17 protein-coding genes are annotated in these 16575 nt (G+C 59.3%); 6 read left to right on the forward strand and 11 right to left on the reverse strand.

The genetic code is table 11. From position 1 onward, the window contains the following. Positions 1 to 69: 69 nt before the first annotated feature. The 5 genes from BLW50_RS06170 to BLW50_RS06190 form a co-directional block, all read right to left on the reverse strand. The gene (locus BLW50_RS06170; protein WP_090698989.1) at positions 70 to 438 is read right to left on the reverse strand and encodes an antibiotic biosynthesis monooxygenase family protein; all 369 of its coding nucleotides are present in this window, start codon (positions 436 to 438) and stop codon (positions 70 to 72) included. 239 nt (positions 439 to 677) lie between these two features. Further along, positions 678 to 1004 (reverse strand): hypothetical protein, encoded by a 327-nt coding sequence (locus BLW50_RS30250; RefSeq protein WP_139267494.1) that lies wholly within the window; start codon positions 1002 to 1004, stop codon positions 678 to 680. Between the two features lie 171 nt (positions 1005 to 1175). Then, positions 1176 to 2198 carry an amino acid ABC transporter substrate-binding protein gene (locus BLW50_RS06180; RefSeq protein WP_090698994.1) on the reverse strand — a complete coding sequence of 341 codons (1023 nt, stop codon included), beginning with the start codon at positions 2196 to 2198 and terminating at the stop codon, positions 1176 to 1178. 20 nt (positions 2199 to 2218) lie between these two features. Then, positions 2219 to 2857 (reverse strand): L,D-transpeptidase, encoded by a 639-nt coding sequence (locus tag BLW50_RS06185; RefSeq protein WP_090698997.1) that lies wholly within the window; start codon positions 2855 to 2857, stop codon positions 2219 to 2221. 12 nt (positions 2858 to 2869) lie between these two features. Continuing rightward, a complete protein-coding gene (locus BLW50_RS06190; protein ID WP_090698999.1) occupies positions 2870 to 3349 on the reverse strand; it encodes a hypothetical protein in 480 nt (159 codons plus the stop codon). 173 nt (positions 3350 to 3522) lie between these two features. Between BLW50_RS06190 and BLW50_RS06195 the strand changes: the two genes are divergently transcribed. Then, positions 3523 to 4491 carry an aldo/keto reductase gene (locus tag BLW50_RS06195; protein ID WP_090699002.1) on the forward strand — a complete coding sequence of 323 codons (969 nt, stop codon included), beginning with the start codon at positions 3523 to 3525 and terminating at the stop codon, positions 4489 to 4491. Between the two features lie 7 nt (positions 4492 to 4498). Here the strand turns inward: BLW50_RS06195 and BLW50_RS06200 are convergent, their stop codons facing one another. The 3 genes from BLW50_RS06200 to BLW50_RS06210 form a co-directional block, all read right to left on the reverse strand. Next, on the reverse strand, positions 4499 to 5575 hold the full coding sequence (locus tag BLW50_RS06200) for a hypothetical protein (protein ID WP_090699005.1): 1077 nt from the start codon (positions 5573 to 5575) through the stop codon (positions 4499 to 4501). A gap of 113 nt (positions 5576 to 5688) precedes the next feature. Next, complete coding sequence (locus BLW50_RS06205) at positions 5689 to 6267, reverse strand: GNAT family N-acetyltransferase (RefSeq protein WP_090699008.1); 579 nt, start codon at positions 6265 to 6267, stop codon at positions 5689 to 5691. Positions 6268 to 6363: 96 nt separating this feature from the next. Continuing rightward, positions 6364 to 7554 carry an MFS transporter gene (locus BLW50_RS06210; RefSeq protein ID WP_090699011.1) on the reverse strand — a complete coding sequence of 397 codons (1191 nt, stop codon included), beginning with the start codon at positions 7552 to 7554 and terminating at the stop codon, positions 6364 to 6366. A gap of 121 nt (positions 7555 to 7675) precedes the next feature. On the opposite strand from BLW50_RS06210, the gene BLW50_RS06215 reads away from it, so the two are divergent. Continuing rightward, positions 7676 to 8605, forward strand: coding sequence for a LysR family transcriptional regulator (locus BLW50_RS06215; protein ID WP_090699014.1), 930 nt, complete (start codon positions 7676 to 7678; stop codon positions 8603 to 8605). 97 nt (positions 8606 to 8702) lie between these two features. On the opposite strand, the gene BLW50_RS06220 is transcribed toward BLW50_RS06215, so the two are convergent. Both BLW50_RS06220 and BLW50_RS06225 read right to left on the reverse strand, forming a co-directional pair. Continuing rightward, a complete protein-coding gene (locus tag BLW50_RS06220; RefSeq protein WP_090699016.1) occupies positions 8703 to 9374 on the reverse strand; it encodes a Fic family protein in 672 nt (223 codons plus the stop codon). 631 nt (positions 9375 to 10005) lie between these two features. Continuing rightward, complete coding sequence (locus tag BLW50_RS06225) at positions 10006 to 10974, reverse strand: Bug family tripartite tricarboxylate transporter substrate binding protein (protein ID WP_170850013.1); 969 nt, start codon at positions 10972 to 10974, stop codon at positions 10006 to 10008. 817 nt (positions 10975 to 11791) lie between these two features. On the opposite strand from BLW50_RS06225, the gene BLW50_RS06235 reads away from it, so the two are divergent. Continuing rightward, the gene (locus BLW50_RS06235) at positions 11792 to 12145 is read left to right on the forward strand and encodes a hypothetical protein (protein WP_139267495.1); all 354 of its coding nucleotides are present in this window, start codon (positions 11792 to 11794) and stop codon (positions 12143 to 12145) included. A 151-nt stretch (positions 12146 to 12296) separates the two neighbouring features. On the opposite strand, the gene BLW50_RS06240 is transcribed toward BLW50_RS06235, so the two are convergent. Continuing rightward, positions 12297 to 13883: a bifunctional 3-(3-hydroxy-phenyl)propionate/3-hydroxycinnamic acid hydroxylase gene (locus BLW50_RS06240; protein WP_090699027.1), complete on the reverse strand. Its 1587-nt coding sequence runs from the start codon at positions 13881 to 13883 to the stop codon at positions 12297 to 12299. A 323-nt stretch (positions 13884 to 14206) separates the two neighbouring features. Between BLW50_RS06240 and BLW50_RS06245 the strand changes: the two genes are divergently transcribed. The 3 genes from BLW50_RS06245 to BLW50_RS06255 all read left to right on the forward strand — a co-directional run bounded on the left by BLW50_RS06245 (position 14207) and on the right by BLW50_RS06255 (position 16528). Then, positions 14207 to 15049, forward strand: coding sequence for a pirin family protein (locus tag BLW50_RS06245; RefSeq protein ID WP_090699029.1), 843 nt, complete (start codon positions 14207 to 14209; stop codon positions 15047 to 15049). Between the two features lie 141 nt (positions 15050 to 15190). Beyond that, complete coding sequence (locus BLW50_RS06250; RefSeq protein WP_090699034.1) at positions 15191 to 15865, forward strand: L,D-transpeptidase; 675 nt, start codon at positions 15191 to 15193, stop codon at positions 15863 to 15865. Positions 15866 to 16042: 177 nt separating this feature from the next. Beyond that, the gene (locus tag BLW50_RS06255) at positions 16043 to 16528 is read left to right on the forward strand and encodes a type II toxin-antitoxin system RatA family toxin (protein WP_090699036.1); all 486 of its coding nucleotides are present in this window, start codon (positions 16043 to 16045) and stop codon (positions 16526 to 16528) included. Positions 16529 to 16575 lie beyond the last annotated feature (47 nt).

The raw sequence follows: 16575 nt of genomic DNA on the forward strand, positions 1-16575 counted from the left end.
TCTCTGACCTTCAACTTCTGGCTTGCAACCGAAATTCCAACATTGACGAAATAGCTGCGGCTCCGCCGCTTATGCGGCTTTTCCGGAGGATTTTCCGTCAATGACCTGCAAGACATCAAAGCCTTCGAACTGCGAAGGGCCGATTGTCATGGGCTGCTTTTCGGGTTCCGACTTTTCATCGCCGGCGGTCTTGCTCGCTGCCGACTTATGGGCGGAGGCGAATTGCGGCGATTTGGTCCAGGCTTCGAAAGCCTCGCGCGAGGCCCACAGCGTGTAGGAGGAAAACAGAATGTGATCCTCGCGCTGCGGTCCGCGCAACATATGGAAAGACAGAAAGCCCGGCACTTCCGGCAGTCGCGTCTCGCGCTTCAGCCACATCTGCTCGAACGGGGTGGCGGCTTCGGGGCGGACTTTGAAACGGTTCATGGCGACATACATGGGCAGACCTCTCGACGGGGACATGGCCGCGAACGAACACATGACGATAGCAAACGTCAACGGAGAGAGGCGAAGATTTAGTTTGTTATAATCCTACGTCGGGCGCGGGCAGAGCCCATCTGATCTTGGCTGTTTGCCGATTTTATGGCTGAGCCGCGCTGGCCATCGTTGGTACGCGAACGCTTCAACGTCATCGCAATGACGGACGTTACGTGTCGGAGAGTTTTATTCGGATTTGATCATGCGATCCGTCGTTGCCCGTCCGCTTGGCGTGCATGCGCTGCATGGCGGCCGGCCAAGCGATAAGCGACGCGTCTATCTTGGCCGGGAAAGTAGTAGCGTTCGAGGGCGCCGACGGTCATGAGATCGATCAGCGCCTGCAACGCTTCCACGCTCAGGGGAATTTCGTCGACGATCTCGTCAGCAACGTTTTTCAAAACCAGCCGCGGTCGAGCCGCGTGCGGAATTTCTTCGAGATATTGGCTGGGATCGCCGCTCAGTTGCCGGAGAAGATCTTGGTGCCGAGACGAAAAGTCGGGCAAATCTCTATCAAGATGAATGGTCATTGGCGTTAAACTATCGCTCCCTTGAGGGGCTTATCGTTGAACAATCAATTCAAATGATTTGAATTCAATGACGCTAAAAAAGCATCACCGCGATCGTTACAATTTGAACGATCGCGGTAATCCGTGGGGATAGCTTTGCAATGTCGCGTTTCGATCGAAACGCGTTCTACTCTAGCGCAAGGGTGGGGCGTAGAGGATGCCGCCGTTCGACCAGAGCTGGTTTAGACCACGCGGGATGCCGAGCTTGGACTGTGCGCCGACATTGCGCTCAAAAATCTCGCCATAGTTGCCGACGGCGCGCACAGCCCGGATTGCCCAATCGGGTTCGAGCTTAAGTTGCGCGCCAAAGCCGCCTTCGGTGCCGGTGAAGCGGCGCACGTCGGGCTTGGTCGATTTCATCGCCTCGTCGACCGTTGTCGTGGCGATGCCGAGATCCTCCGCATTGATGAGTGCGAAATTGGTCCATTTAATCAGATTGAACCAGGCGACATCGTCGCCGCGCACGGCCGGGCCGAGCGGCTCTTTCGAGACAACGTCGGGCAGGACCACGGCAGTGCCGGGCTGGGACAGTTTCAGGCGTTCACCGTAGAGGGCTGACTGGTCAGCGGTGAAGACGTCGCAATCGCCTTTCTCCAGCGACTTGATGGCATCGGCCGGCGAGGCGACAAGCACCTCGCGGTAGGTCATCGAATTGGCTTTGAAGAAATCGGCAAGATTGGCGCGGGTCGTCGTGCCTTCCTGCACGCACACAGACGTGTTGTTGAGTTCGAGCGCCGAAACCACCTGTGGCTTGCGCGCGACAAGGAAGCCCATGCCGTCGTGATAGGTGATGCCGGTGAACAGCAGGCCGAGCCCGGCCTCGCGCTCGAAGGTCCAAGATGAGTTGCGCGACAGGAGATCGATGCGCTTAGCTTTCAGCGCCTCGAAGCGATCGGCGGCGGAGAGCGGAACGAAGCTTACTTTCGTTGGATCGTTGAAGATCACCGCCGCGACGGCACGGCAGAAATCGACATCGAAGCCGTTCCATTGTCCTTTGCTATCTTGCTCGGAAAAGCCGCCGAGACCGGTGCTGACGCCACACGACAAAGTGCCGCGTTGCTTGACGTCATCGAGCGTGCCGGCGTGGACGGGCAGGGTGATAGCGGTTAACGCCAGTCCAAGCGCTAGGCCTGTGGTGCGAAACTGATCGAGCATGGAATGTCCTTGCGATCTGATTAAAGTTGCGCCGAATGGCGAATGATGACTTTCGCGCCGACATTGGTGCGAGAGAAGAGATCGATGACGTCGCCGTTGGCGAGACGGAAGCAGCCGGAGGAGATCGATTGGCCAATGGTTTCCGGCTGATTGGTGCCGTGGATGCGATAGACGGTGGAGCCGAGATACATGGCGCGCGCGCCCATCGGATTACCAGGGCCACCAGCCATGAAGCGCGGCAGATAGGGCTGGCGGGTGATCATTTCCGGCGGTGGCGTCCAGTCGGGCCATTCAGCCTTACGACTGACTTTGACCAGGCCCGACCATTGAAAACCCTCGCGGCCGACGCCGATGCCGTAGCGCAGCGCCCGGTTGTTGCCGAGAACGTAATAAACGAAGCGTTCGGAGGTGTGGATCACCAGTGTGCCGGGTGCCTCGTTGGAGCGGAAGAACACGAGCTGGCGGGCATAGGGGCCATCACGGATGATGGTTTCCTCGGTCGAAATGCGGCCCGGTTCGTCGCCGACATTCATGGTCTCGCGCTGCGCTGCAGCGGAGGCCGCCTGCGCCTGCGCGAAAGAAGGGGCCAGCAAGGCCACGGCGGCAACCAGCGCGGCTGCCAACCATGGGCGGGTCGATATTTTATCTTGCGTCGTCATGCCCGCCCTTTCTTAACACCGTACATAGATGAAGGTCCCGTAGCGGTTGTTCGCATCGGGATCGACAAAGCGCATGATCATCTCTTTGTCGGTCATCGAGATGATTTCACGATCCTGCGGATCGCCAGGTGGCGTGGCGAAGCCGAGATAGGTCTTGCCATCACGCGCACGCTTGAGCGCCAATTCATATTCTTTCGGATCGTCGGCGACATGCATCAGCACGCCGTCAGTCGGGCCCTTGGCAATCACATAGGGCTGGCGACATTGCCGCGCGATGCGCTCAGTGCGGGCGCGATCCTTGTCTTCGCGGTAGGAGGCCATGCCCCATTTGCCGATCATTCGGTCCGCCGGCAGGGTCTGATAGTTCCCGGAAGCCGGCGCTTGCGCTGTCGTCGGCGTCAGGTTCTCGACTGTGGCGCAGGCGGACAAGCCAAGCGCCATCGCTAAGCCAACAAGTTTTTGGCAGACGAGCTTTTCGGCACGGTACTTCATGTGATCTGTTTCCTCCAGCACGGCAAAGACTAAGGTAAGGCTCCGCGTGTGTCCAGTTAGGCACTTGCCGACCTCACTTGCTGACGCGTTGACCGCTACAGGGGACGCGGCTATGCACACGCTTAAGAACGCCGTTGAGCGCGTCATCACTTGTGAATGTGAGGAGGAAGGCCATGGAATTTCGGACAGTTGGCCGTTCGGGCCTGCGCGTCTCGACGCTGGGCATCGGCTGCAACAATTTCGGCGGCCGCCTTGACGAGGAGAATTCGCGCAAGGTGATCCATGCTGCCCTCGACGCCGGCGTTAACTTTTTCGACACGGCCGATGTCTATCCGATGAACCGCTCCGGCGCGTCGGAAGAGATCCTTGGTCGCGCGCTGGGCAGCCGCCGCGCTGATACGGTCATCGCAACCAAGTTCGGCCTGCCGCTCGATCGCAGCAGCCATGACTCCAACGGGTCGCGCCGCTATATGATCGCGGCGGTCGAGGCAAGCTTGAAACGTCTCGGCACCGACTGGATCGATCTGTATCAGCTGCACTTTCCCGACCATGTCACGCCGATCGAGGAGACCTTGCGTGGTCTCGACGATCTCGTGCGGCAGGGTAAGGTGCGCTACATCGGCATGTCCAACATGCCGACATGGCAGCTGGTCGATGCTTTGCATGCGTCGGATAAGCTCAACGCCGAGCGCTTCATCTCCAGCCAGAACCAGTACAGCCTCCTGGCGCGCGACGTGGAAGCGGAACTGCTGCCGGCGCTCGAACATCACGGGCTTGGTTTGTTGCCGTTCTTTCCGCTGGCAAGCGGTTTCCTGTCCGGCAAATATCGCCGCAACGTGCCATTGCCGGAGGGACGGCTGACCAAGAGCGAAATGCTCGCCGATATTTTCCTGCGCGACAACAATTACGAGATCGTCGAACGGCTCGATGAATTTTGCACGGCGCGCGGCATCACCATGCTGCAACTGGCATTCCGCTGGCTGCTATCACGCCGGGTGGTGCCGAGCGTCATCGCCGGCGCTTCGACGCCGGAACAGGTGCAGCAGAACGCCGATGCGGTGAGCGGATTCTTGAGCGGCGATGACGTGGCGGAGATCGAACGGCTCGCAGGCAATGCGCCGAGTGTCTTCTGGGTGCATTAAAGCAGCCTTATTTCATCAATGTATCAAAATCGGGATCAGCACGCTGACGGCAACTCGTTTGCCCAGCTAGCTCGTCCTTCCTGCGCAATTCAAGGCGACCGACCGCGGTCGCATCGTAGGGCTTCGTCGTTAAACCATCAGCGCTGTATGTCGTCGCATAGCCGGTTAGAGGTCTATTCGTTATCGATTGCAATTTCTCAGCGACGTCTTCGAGGCCCGTTTTGCTCTCACAATGAAAGTTCCCTGCAGAGCAAGAGCATCTTCTTGTTTCGTTGACGATACCGCTCCAGTTTCGCTTTAGGTAGGAAATAGGTGCTGAACCTTCGCCACTGACGCGTGACCCAGGATTAAATGAGCCGACAATAACAGAAGATACAGTAGCCGTGGTCGATATGCGCCAGTCGATGGCTTCATACGATGCCAGCCAGAGGATCAGCGGCTTATCAGACGCTGGTAGCACAACTGTCACGCTCGTGTCTTTTGCGCGACTTTCGTACATACTCACATAATATAGGTCGGCATCGTCCGACTTGTTGTTCATGAAATATTGAGCGACCTCGGTTTCAGTTAGCAGAGTCCTTTTATCGTCGATCGTGACCTTATATTCAACGGTGTGCCAATTATTGATGTATTCGACTTCCATGACGTGTTCGCCAGGACTGAAGTCGTACACAAAAGATTTGCTGGTGTTTTTATCATCGAACACTATACGGCCGTCGATGAAAATTCGTGATTTTGCCCAGCTTTGACTGATGCTGATCTGCTTCGTGGCCGGCTTATCGAATTTCAATTTGCCAACCCAGTAGGCGCCGAAATTTTCAGATTTTATGCTGTGAAAATCGGACCATGAGTACTTGATCGCAACGTCTTTGATATTTTCTTGGAATATTGCGCGGGTGGGACGATTTCGATCGAAATAGTACGCCGCAAACCCGTCATTTGGGATCACGCCGGCTGGATTTAATGTCTTACCCCAACTGCTACTGATTGAAAGTTGCGCGGCAACGGGATTATCAGCAAGAGCAATGACCGGCGTGGCAAGCGCGGATACGATGGTCAGAATTGCGCCGAAGATCTTGAGCATGTTCGAAATCCTAACGGTGAGCCAAGCTAGGTATTTCTGGTTGCGTTCTCATTAAGCCGAACGTGAAAAATTGCTCATGTCTAAAGTTCGAGCGTCAGGTCCAGGAGCGCAGCTCACGCGAGCGGGGTCGGCTTGCTGCGATCACCATCGTTCAGCGCGCGCTGCATCATCACCGTGTCGACCCATTGGCCGAGCTTGAAGCCGACGGCTTGAAATGTGCCGATGTGGCGGAAGCCCATACGGCGATGCAGGGCGATGGACCCGGCATTGCCGCTATGGCCGATGACCGCCGTCATTTGCCGCCACGGCCCTCTCTCGCAACGGGCGATGAGTTCGCCGAGCAAGGCGGTGCCGATGCCGTGTCCGTCGAGGCCATGGGCGACATAGATCGAGTCCTCGATCGCATAGCGGTAGGCCGGGCGAGGCCGGTAGGTGGCTGCATAACTAAAGCCAACCACTGCGCCATCGCGCTCGGCGACCAGATAGGGCAGGCCGGAGTTCAGCACGGCGGCGCGGCGCGCGATCATCTCGTCGAGTGAGGGCGGAACCTCCTCGAAGGTGGCAAGGCCATGGAGAACATAGTGCGCGTAGATCGTCTGGACCGCGGCCATGTCGGCCGTCTTGGCGTCGCGGACGACGGGCTGCGCGCGATCGGGCGCAGCCGTGTTTCCGGTGAGGTTGTCGTTCTCCATCGCGTATCTCGAAGTCTTGAGGCCCAAATATCAGCTTACCGCTGCGTCATGGGTTATGGCCAAGCATAAGAGACGTTTGCAAGCCTCATTCGCACTTCATTCGCCCGGACAGGCTACCACAGCCGTGCGATAGGCCTTGCGCCGCTCCAGCCGCAGGGCGAAGAGCGCCACAGAGAGGGCCAGAAGTGGCACGAAGCCGGCGATGAGGGTGACGGACCCCAGGCCCGGCCCATGATCGATGACGAAGCCGCCGAGCCAGGCGCCGATGGCATTGCCGAGATTGAACGCGGCGATGTTGAAGCCCGACGCCAGGCCCTGGCCGGCGCCTTCGGCCTTTTCCAGCACCCAGGTCTGCAGCGGCGGCACGGTGGCGAAGCCCGCTGCGCCAAGCAGGCCGATGGCAATCACCGTCAGCACCTGGTTGTGCAGGGTGAAGCTCATGGCGATCAGCACGACCGACAGGGCCGCGAGGCTGCCGAGCAATGCGGGCACCAGGCGCTTATCGGCCAGGCGACCGCCGAGCAGATTGCCGACGACAAGGCCGCCGCCGAAGACCAAGAGGATTGGTGACACCGCCGCATCCGAAAAGCCGGTGATGCGGGTGAGGATCGGCGCGATATAGGTGAAGGCGGCGAAGACGCCGATCCAAGACAGCACGGTGGTCAACAGGCCAAGCAAAACCGGGACGCGGCCGAGCACGGCGAGGAGATTTTCAGATCCTGCCTCGCTTTCCTGCTGCTTTTCATCGCGCGGCACGAAAAGCGCGATCACGCCCCAAGCGATCACACCAATGACGGAGACGGCCCAGAAGGTGGAGCGCCAGCCGAAATGCTGGCCGAGCCAGGTGCCGAAGGGGACGCCCAGAATATTGGCGACGGTCAGGCCGGTGAACATGATGGCGATGGCCGAGGCCTTGCGGTCGGGTGCGACAAGGCCAGTGGCGACAACCGAGCCGATGCCGAAGAACGAGGCATGGGCGAAGGCGGTGAGAACCCGCGCGGCCATCAAGGTCCAATAGTCCGGCGCCAGGGCACAGGCGATATTGCCGATGGTGAACACCACCATCAGCGCCATCAGCAGCGCTTTGTGGGACATGCGCCCGGAGATGGCGCCGAGGATCGGCGCGCCGACGACCACGCCCAGGGCATAGCCGGAGATCAGCAGGCCGGCGGCGGAAATCGAGACGTGCAGGTCGGCGCTGACATCGAGCAGCAGGCCCATGATGACGAATTCGGTGACGCCGATGCCGAAGGCACCGGCGGTGAGGGCATAAAGAGCGACAGGCATGGGTTTTCTCAAGGGTGGAGGCTGCCCGAATCCGGCGCCGGGCGTGAGCTTCACAAATGAGGGGGCAGGCGTTTGTGAACCAGTCTTGATTTAGGCACAGTTTTTGTGAATTGAATTCACAATGGCCCGTCCTGACATCAACCGCTCCGGCGAAATCGAAGTCTTCGTGCGCGTCGTCGAGGCGGAAAGCTTCTCGGCGGCGGCGCGCGACCTGCGCATGACCCCCTCGGCGGTCAGCAAGCTGATCGCCCGGCTGGAAGACCGCCTCGGCGCCCGCCTGATCCGCCGCTCGACCCGGAAACTGCAGGTGACGCCGGAAGGCTTGGCTTTTTACGAGAGCGGCCTGCGCATCCTCGCTGACCTCTCAGCGGCCGAGCGCGAGGCCTCGCTGGGCGCCACGCCGCGCGGCCGGCTGCGCATCAATTGCCTGGTGCCGTTCGGCCAGCACTACCTGATTCCGCTGATCCCGCGTTTTCTGGAACAGAACCCGGAGATCACCATCGAGCTGACGCTCACCGACAAAGTGGTCGACCTGATGGAGGAGCGCGCCGACCTCGCCATCCGCGCCGGCCAGCTCACCTCGCCAGGCCTCGTCGCGCGCCGGCTCGGCCAGAGCCGCATGGTGATGGTGGCCTCGCCGGCCTATCTGGAAGCCCATGGCCTGCCGCAAACGCCGGCCGATCTTGCCCAGCATAAGCTGCTCGGTTTCTGCTTCCGTCGCACCAGCGAGGGTTGGCCGTTTCTCGAGGCCAAGGGCCAGAATGACGGCAAGATCATCAATGTGGTGCCCGACGGCTCGTTGGTCAGCGATGGCGAACAGATGCGGCTGATGATTTTGGCCGGCGGCGGCATCGGGCGCCTGTCGTGCTGGCACTCCGCGCCCGACATCAAGGCGGGAAGGCTGGTGCCTTTGCTGGAGGACTTTAACCCCGGTGACGAGGAGGCCGTGCACGCGGTCTATGTCGGCCAGGGCAAACACCTGCCGGCGCGCGTGCGGGCGTTTCTGGATTTCCTGGTGGCCAATGTGAAGATGCAACAGGGTTGGAGGTGAAAGCCCTCGGCGATCACGTTGCGGCAGGTTGGACTGCTATACGTGCGGGTAAGGACGATTTGTGCCCTTCAATTGGCAACGAATTGGACACAAGGAGCTACGGCGGTAAATTTTTTCCCGGAGCATCAAACGGGCCGCCAAGGAAAAAAGCTAAATACTCAGCTATGAGATCGACCTGATCGTTCTCCTGTCCTTGGGGCGCCCTTGTAAATAATTCCAACGCAATGGCCAGCAGTTTGCCAAACGGCCTCGGATGAATCGAAAAGCGATTGGTAACGGGAATTCCTAACTCGTAGGCCATGGCAGCAAAAAAGGCTCGCTGGATATGCCCGGTTCCGTCCAAGAACGGATGGATTTTGCCTAGCCAGCAAAAGGTGCACGCTAAACGCCATAGCTTTGTGGCGTCGTCGATACTTTGGCGGCTCGATATCGTCGTGGACGCTTGATTTAGAACTTTATCCATGGCCGGGCGCACGAGGGAAGCGTCCAAAAAATTGTAGGTCGTTCCCGGTGCCAACTGGCTGGGCGAACTAGCCGCTCTCTTGGCGAGTGTTGTTGCGGGCGTTCCTCGATAGGTTCCCGCATATTCGGAATATCCTGCCGGGGCGAAATCTGCCAACAATTCGGCGTGTAGATGCCTTGGATCACCAATTATCGACTGGCGACGCGACTGATCACTCTTGATTTCATGTAGCAGTTGGTCGCAACGTTTGGACATTTTGGCGTCATAGTCGTTGGCTTGGTGCGCCTGCCACGATGGGAAACTCATCTCTGCTCCAGAGTAATTAGCTGCGAATTAAATCAAAGGAAATCAAACTTGGCACGTGGTGGCATGAGCACAGGAGCATTCAACCAACAGGATACAAACCGTCGGCGATGCCGCTCCATCGGAAAATGTGTGGTGGATCACGGCCCTTTCCAAATTGCGAGGCCGAGAACGCCGGTCGGAACATAGCGGCTCAGTGAACTGAGGACGAAAGTGTGTTGTTTGGGCTCATTACCCTCTTTCCAAACGCAAAGAGCGGAACCATCAGCTCTTAATTCGCGAATTGTCATAGGTTGGCCGTTCGGAGCAGCTGTGACGTCATCGCCTACTTGCAATGGGCGGTTTAGCTTCTTTGATTTTCGTGGCATTAGGGGCTCCTATTCTTAGATAAAGTCATCCAGAAATTTGCTTAGCGCCTTTTGGAAGCTCTGCTAGATTATCTGTATTGCAACCGAGAAAGCGTATTTGCCAAGAAACACCACGCTCGGCTCGTCGCGGGTGAATGCTTGCGCTTAGCCTTTCGACCATGGATAGGTGGAGGAAAGATCTGCTTCTTTCCTATGTTCAGTAGTACCGCGGCCCGCAGCCGGTTGGTGCTACTATTGCTGGACCGTCTGCTTGGCTTCTAGACGGGTCACTGAACCTCAATCTTGCCAATCCGCACCGCGTCCTTCCAGGCGCCGAGAGCCGTTTCGAAGTTCGCCTTATAGTCCGCTGTATTCAGAGCACGGGGCGTGGCGCCCTGATCGGATAGAAACTTCTGCGTGTCGGGCATGTTGGTGATGTCGGTCGTCCAGCGCTCGAGCTGGCGCAGGATCTCGGGCGGTGTGCCGGTGGGGGCCCAAACGCCCCACACGGCAACGATGTCGCCGGTCTTCGTGCCGGTGGCTTCCTTCAACGTGGGGACATCCGGCAAGGTGGGAGACCGCTCGTTCGACGAAATGGCGAGGATTTTGATGCGACCCTGCCGCGCCTGACCCGTGGCATAGACGACATCGGCGAAGGCGAAGTCGATCTGGCGGCCAGTCACGTCCTGCACGGCATTCGCGGTCGCCTTGTAGCCGACATAGGTCGCTTCCGCGCCGATGGCGTTCAGATAGAGCGCGGACGACGCCACGCCGCTACCAGTCGCCGCGCCATAGGTGGCGCGGGCGCCTTTCGCCTTGATGGCTGCGGTGAGGTCGGCGACGGAGTTGATGCCGGCATCGGGCGCGACGACCATGACGAAGGGTGTTTCGGCGAAACCGACGATGGGCACGATGTCCTTCTCGACGTCGATCGGCAGTTTGCGGAACAAGGCGGCATTGCCGGCCGTGCCGACGGTGGCGGAGAAGAGAAGCGTTAGGCCATCTGGCTTGGCATGCCCGGCGGCTTCGAGCGAAAGATTGCCGGAAGCGCCGACTCTGTTCTCGACCAGGAACGTGCCGCCGGAAAGCTTGCCGAGTTTCTCCGCATACCAGCGCGCCATGATGTCGGCGCCGCCGCCGGCGGCGAAGCCGAGCATGATACGCACCGGCCGATCCGGATAGGCAGCGGCCGCAGGCGCGGCTTGGACGAGGAGAAGTGCGGTCGATAGGCAGGCAGCTGCGATGCGGGCGAACATGGCGTTTCCTCTTAGCGTTTTCTCTTGGCCGACAGGCTTGTGCGTCTGGCCGTCTAGCGCGGCCATGCTGCGAGAATGACACTGGCACGGCTATGGAGGCAAGCGCGGGCCGTCTGGCCTCGAAGGGGGCGTTTCTTGAGAGGAAAACGGATGAGACGGCACTGCGCGCCGCTCAATCGCAGAGGGCTCTACACGTGAGACGGAAAATCGGAAGAACCTATGCGTGGCGCCAGCCAACAGCGCCGATCGTTCAGAATCACCCGCACATAGGAGTCGATGAGGTCCGCCAGCAGTCGTGTTTCGAGACCTTTTGTCTCGGTGAAATCAAGACGTTCATGCCTATCTTACGGGTAGCTTCAATGGCTTGGCGCCGCTGACTATCTCGGTAGGAGGCAAGGATGTTTGAGAGCACTGGGAATATCAAGAATTGGCATCCGGTGCCGTTCTGGACCGGCTTTTCAGTGGGGGTGATGCTTACCGTCGGACTCTTCTTGCTGGGCAAGTGAGGGGCGATCCGTGTCGACGTGATCCCAACAGAAACCGCCCACAAGGCACAGAGTTTCGGCGGTTTTCCAAGTTACGATCATCCAGCTTATATCCACTCCATCTGCGATAACAGCGCGCTCTAGCTTATCAGCGTCCGATATCGCGTAACGGATCAGGCAGCATGTAAGGACGGTGTAATTGGCCGATCGTATGAATTGATGGCGGCAAAATAGGATATGACGACTGCAACAATGTCCTGCGAAACCTAGGCAAGCAATCACTCGGTATGACGTTTACAAAGGGCCAAATCGAGCACACACGATGAAGCTTAATGCGAAATAGCGCGCTGGCAGCCTGCTCATTGGCATCGATGTCTTTAATATTTGGTGGCTTCGCTCAGGCGACGGAGTGGCGTTATTGCCTTGCGCTGTCACGAGTAGAGCGCAGGATTTACATGTCGCACCCGTTTCAATGCGGGATTGGCGACTACCAGAAGATCGAGCGAATGCTCGGAGAATCGCTAACCGGTGCGGGCGTTTCTGTTGACGTTGTACAGTGCCCGCGGGGTAGCGATGAGCGCACCATTCTGGCAATGCGCGACCACGCCGTCGCATTCAATCAGAAAATGCAAATTACCGTGGCCGATGTCAATTGGCATCCCGGAGCTGGTCTTGGATGCGAGTGATAATGTTTGAACATTTCCCGCCCGTCTATCGGGCAATGAGAATGCGGGGCGGCGTGTAAGCATCTAACGTCTTGGTGCGATGACCTTGTCTCCCAGCACCAACGCACTGCTCTATCCCGGGAGAAGTGCCGATCAATACTCTTCTCGGCATCTACATCTTCGTTCTCAAACTCTCCCTCAAATCCTCCATCAACCTCGGCAAGTCCGCCAACCTTCGCCCAGCCCCAAACAAATAATAATCCGGCCGCTTCACCAGAACGTCGGCGCCGTATTCATCCATCAGGCGCAGGATGCGGCCGTCGAGATCGACGCATTGCGTTGGCCCGGCGTTGTGCGCGCACGCCATTTCAAGGGTGCGGCCGCCGAGGGATTGCCAGAATTCTTGATCGGCCTCACTTAGAACGCTGCTGGCTGCGGCGCAGCGCGTGATGATGAGAAAGCCGCGCCCCGCCACATCATCGAACAGGCCTTCACGACCGCCGATGCGCACGCGCCCCTGCGGAAAAGCGTCGCCACGGCCCAGAGTGTCGCGATGTTTGGCGGCGATGACGCCTGACGAATAGCCCGGCACGCGGAAAGCGATCAACGCCTTGTCGAAGGTGCCGGCGTCTTTCTGCGCCTGCAAGGCCATCAGCTGCGCGTCGCGGGCGCGTATTTTGTCGGGATCGCGTTCGTTGACGTTGAAGCCGACCTTCATGCTTTCGATCACCGTGGCGCGGGCCGGCGGCTCGCGTTCGTGGACGTAGTTTTCGAGAAAGCTGTCCGGCGCGAGATCACGCAGGGCGAGGTCGAGCTTCCAGCTCAGATTGAAGGAATCGCGGAAGCCCGAACACAGGCCCTGGGCGAGGAAAGGCGGCATCAGATGCACCGCATCGCCGACCATGAAGATGCGGCCCTCCTGCCAGCGCGTGGCGATGCGTGACTGGAATTGATAGGAGGCGATCCGGATCAGGTCGAACTCGTCCGGCGTCGCGCCTTCGCGCCGGTCGAGCCGGCGCCAGACGTTTTCCGGCTTCATCGCTTCGGTGTGGGATTCGCCCGGAAAGATCATGAACGACCAGCGCCGGTGCTGTGGCCCCATCTGCATGGTCATGCCGGGCTGCTGCGGATCGCAGAACTGGCGCAGATGCGGCAGGCCAGGGCGACCGCTCTTGGCCTTGGCATCGATCACCAGCCAGTCCTGATCGAAACCAAGATCTTCCCAGCCGATGCCTAGCGTCTGGCGGACAAAACTATTGCCGCCGTCGGCGCCGATCAGAAAGCGCGCTTCGATATCGCGCGCAGCGCCGTCTTGTTCGACGGTGATGCGCACCGTTTCCGCCGTCTGCGTGATCGCGGTCGCCGTCGCACCGAGGTGCAGGTCTATATTGGGCAGGCGTCGCGCCTCGACATCAAGCTCGGTCTCGAAAGCCGGCTGATAGATCGAGGTGAATTCTGGCCAGCCATGGGTGGCATAGGGCTCGACATCGTTCGAGAGCAGCACCCGTCCGTCGTGAGCCAGTTCATAGTTCGGCAGGAAGCGGGTGGCGGGCGCGACCCGCTCGGCAATGCCGATCTCCTGGAACATGCGCAGGATGTCGTCGTGGACGATGCCGACGCGCGGCAGGTTGTAGAGACAGGTGTAGCGTTCGATCACCGCGACGCGGTGTCCGGCGCGGCCGAGCAGAATGGCGGCCAACATACCGCTTGGGCCATAGCCGACAATCGCGACATCATAGATCGCTGGATGGATCGGCATGACGTGTTCCTCCCGCCGATGCTTTTCCAGCAACTGGCGAGGTTATCGTAATAATGATTTGCGGCGTAGGCTAGGGGGTGCGTCAGAAGTTGCTGGCTTTACCCTGCGCGGACAGTTTCACGCGCGCTCAACAGCGATGACGAAATCATGCAGTTCTTCCGGGAGGGCTTTTCTCGCTTCGTCGAGCGCCTCTTCCCTAAAAGGCGATATCTTCCCAAAAAGGGTTGTCTCCACGCTTGGCACAGTTTCAATAGCGACGCGAGACTGTTTGGGCCAAGCGTCCGCTGTGTGACGGAATTGCCGAACGAGGTAGCCAGAGGACTATGGACATCATCATTGATCGCGTCGAACGCGCGCCCATTCATCAAGGCAATGGCCAGGTCGATGCCAAACGTGTGCTGATCTCGACGTCGGATTTCGCGTCGATCTCACCGTTCCTGCGTTTTTCCGAAGACTGGTTTCAGGCACCCAGTGGCTTCGACACCCATCCGCATCGGGGCATGCAGACGGTGACCCTGGTGCTCGATGGCGCCTTGCAGCATCGCGACCACACCGGCGGGGAGGGCGTGCTGCGGGCGGGTGACGTTCAGTGGATGACGGCCGGCCGTGGAGTCCTGCACAGCGAGAAGCCGTGGGGGCTCGATCCCGTACACACGCTACAATTGTGGCTGAACCTGCCGTCGCGTCTCAAAATGTTGCCCGCGCGCTACACCGACCAACCTTTTGCGGGTGTGCCTGTGCATCGTGAGCCAGGTGTAGAGGTCAAGGTATTCGCCGGCAGGGCCGGTGAAGCGGAGCATCAGCATGGCAGCGACTGGCCGCTGATCTTCCTCGATATCCAGCTTGATCGTGAGGCGATCTATCGGGTTGAGGTGCCGGCCGCTTGGCGGGGTTTCCTCTATGTCATCGATGGTCAAGGCATAGCAGGAGGCAACAAAATCAAGGTCATGGCGCCGGATATGGCTTGGTTTGAACCGTCATCCGAGGCGGCCGATGCAACGGCGATATTGACGATCGAGGCCTCGACTCCACTGCGGGTGCTGCTCTTTGCGGGGCTGCCGATCGATGAACCGGTGGTCGCTTATGGCCCGTTTGTCATGACCACAGCCGAGGAGATTCAACGCGCTTTTGATGACTTTCGGCATAACCGTCTGACAAACGGTTGATTTGACGTCGAACGATCGGTTGAGCATATAAGGCGCAGATTGTTGCGTTGCGTAATTGAGTGGGCCGGGGGACTAACTTTGCACTGCGCGGTGAGGTAGGCGCTTCCGCCGGTTCATTTGATATTGAGTGAGGCTATTGAAATGCGGATTGATAGACGGGTTTTTGTGCTTGGCGCGCCATTGGCTGTTGCCGGTTGCGCCTCACAGAGAGAAATGATCGTCGCCGCACCTGGTCCGACCATCGATCCGCACTACCGCGCCATGTATGATGAGTTGCCGGACGAGAAGCATCCGGTCGACGCGGTGGATCTGACGCAGATCGACGAGCAATTCCTGCGCCGCGAGGTCAATTTCCCGACCAACGAGCCGGTCGGCACGGTGATCGTCGATCCGAGCGCGCGTTACGCTTATCTGGTGCAGGGCGGCGGCAAGGCGATTCGCTACGGCGTCGGCGTCGGCAAGACCGAAGCCTTCAACTTCAACGGCGTTGCCACCATTGGCCGGAAGGCCGAATGGCCGCATTGGACGCCGACCGCCAAGATGGTCGCCCGCGAGCCAGATCGTTACGGCCCGGTGGCTGCTGGCATGGTCGGTGGCGAGGACAACCCGCTCGGCGCCCGCGCGCTGTATCTCTATCGCAACGGCAGCGACACCTTCTACCGGCTGCATGGCACGACCGAGCCCTACAGCATTGGCACCATGGTTTCCTCGGGTTGCATCCGTTTCCTCAACCAGGACATTATCGATCTCTACAGCCGGGTGCCGGTTGGCGCGAAGGTGATCGTGCGTCCGGCGCGGGCCACCGCTGCGGCCTGATGGCGCCAGCATGATGAGCTTGTCCGTGGTATAAACGAGAGCGGGATTGAGAAAATCCCGCTCTTATTTTTTAAAATCGATCGCGTTTCATGATTTTGGACCGAATCAGTCCAAAATTATCGTGATCCAGGGTCGCCGAAGCTGGCGACGCCATCGCAGACGGCACGTGGGAACGCCATGCCCCAATTTCAGACCACGCGGCGGGTTCGCCATTCCGCCGCCGACATGTTCGCCCTTGTCGCCGACGTGGAGAAATATCCGCTGTTCCTGCCCATGTGCACGGGGCTGCGGATCCGGCGGCGGCAGACCGATGCCAAGGGCAATGAGGTGCTGATCGCCGAAATGTCGGTCGGCTATAAGGCGATCCGCGAATCCTTCACCAGCCGGGTGACGCTCGATCGGCCGGGCCAGCGCATCGTGGTCGAATATATCGACGGTCCGTTCAGCCGGCTCGAAAACATCTGGACCTTCCGCGACGTCGCCGCCGATCGCGCCACCTCGGATATCGATTTCGCCATCGACTATGAATTCCGCAGCCGCATGCTTGGCATTGTGATGGGCGGCCTCTTCGACACCGCCTTCCGACGTTTCGCCGAGGCCTTCGAACGGCGTGCCGATCTTGTCTATGGCGTGGCCTCGCGGCGTCCGGCGCCGGCGACCTAAAATCCCTCGGGTTCTCTCGCGCGGGCATGGTCGAGCATCTGTTCGGG

The sequence above is a fragment of the Beijerinckia sp. 28-YEA-48 genome, from assembly GCF_900104955.1.
Taxonomy (GTDB): Bacteria; Pseudomonadota; Alphaproteobacteria; order Rhizobiales; family Beijerinckiaceae; genus Terripilifer.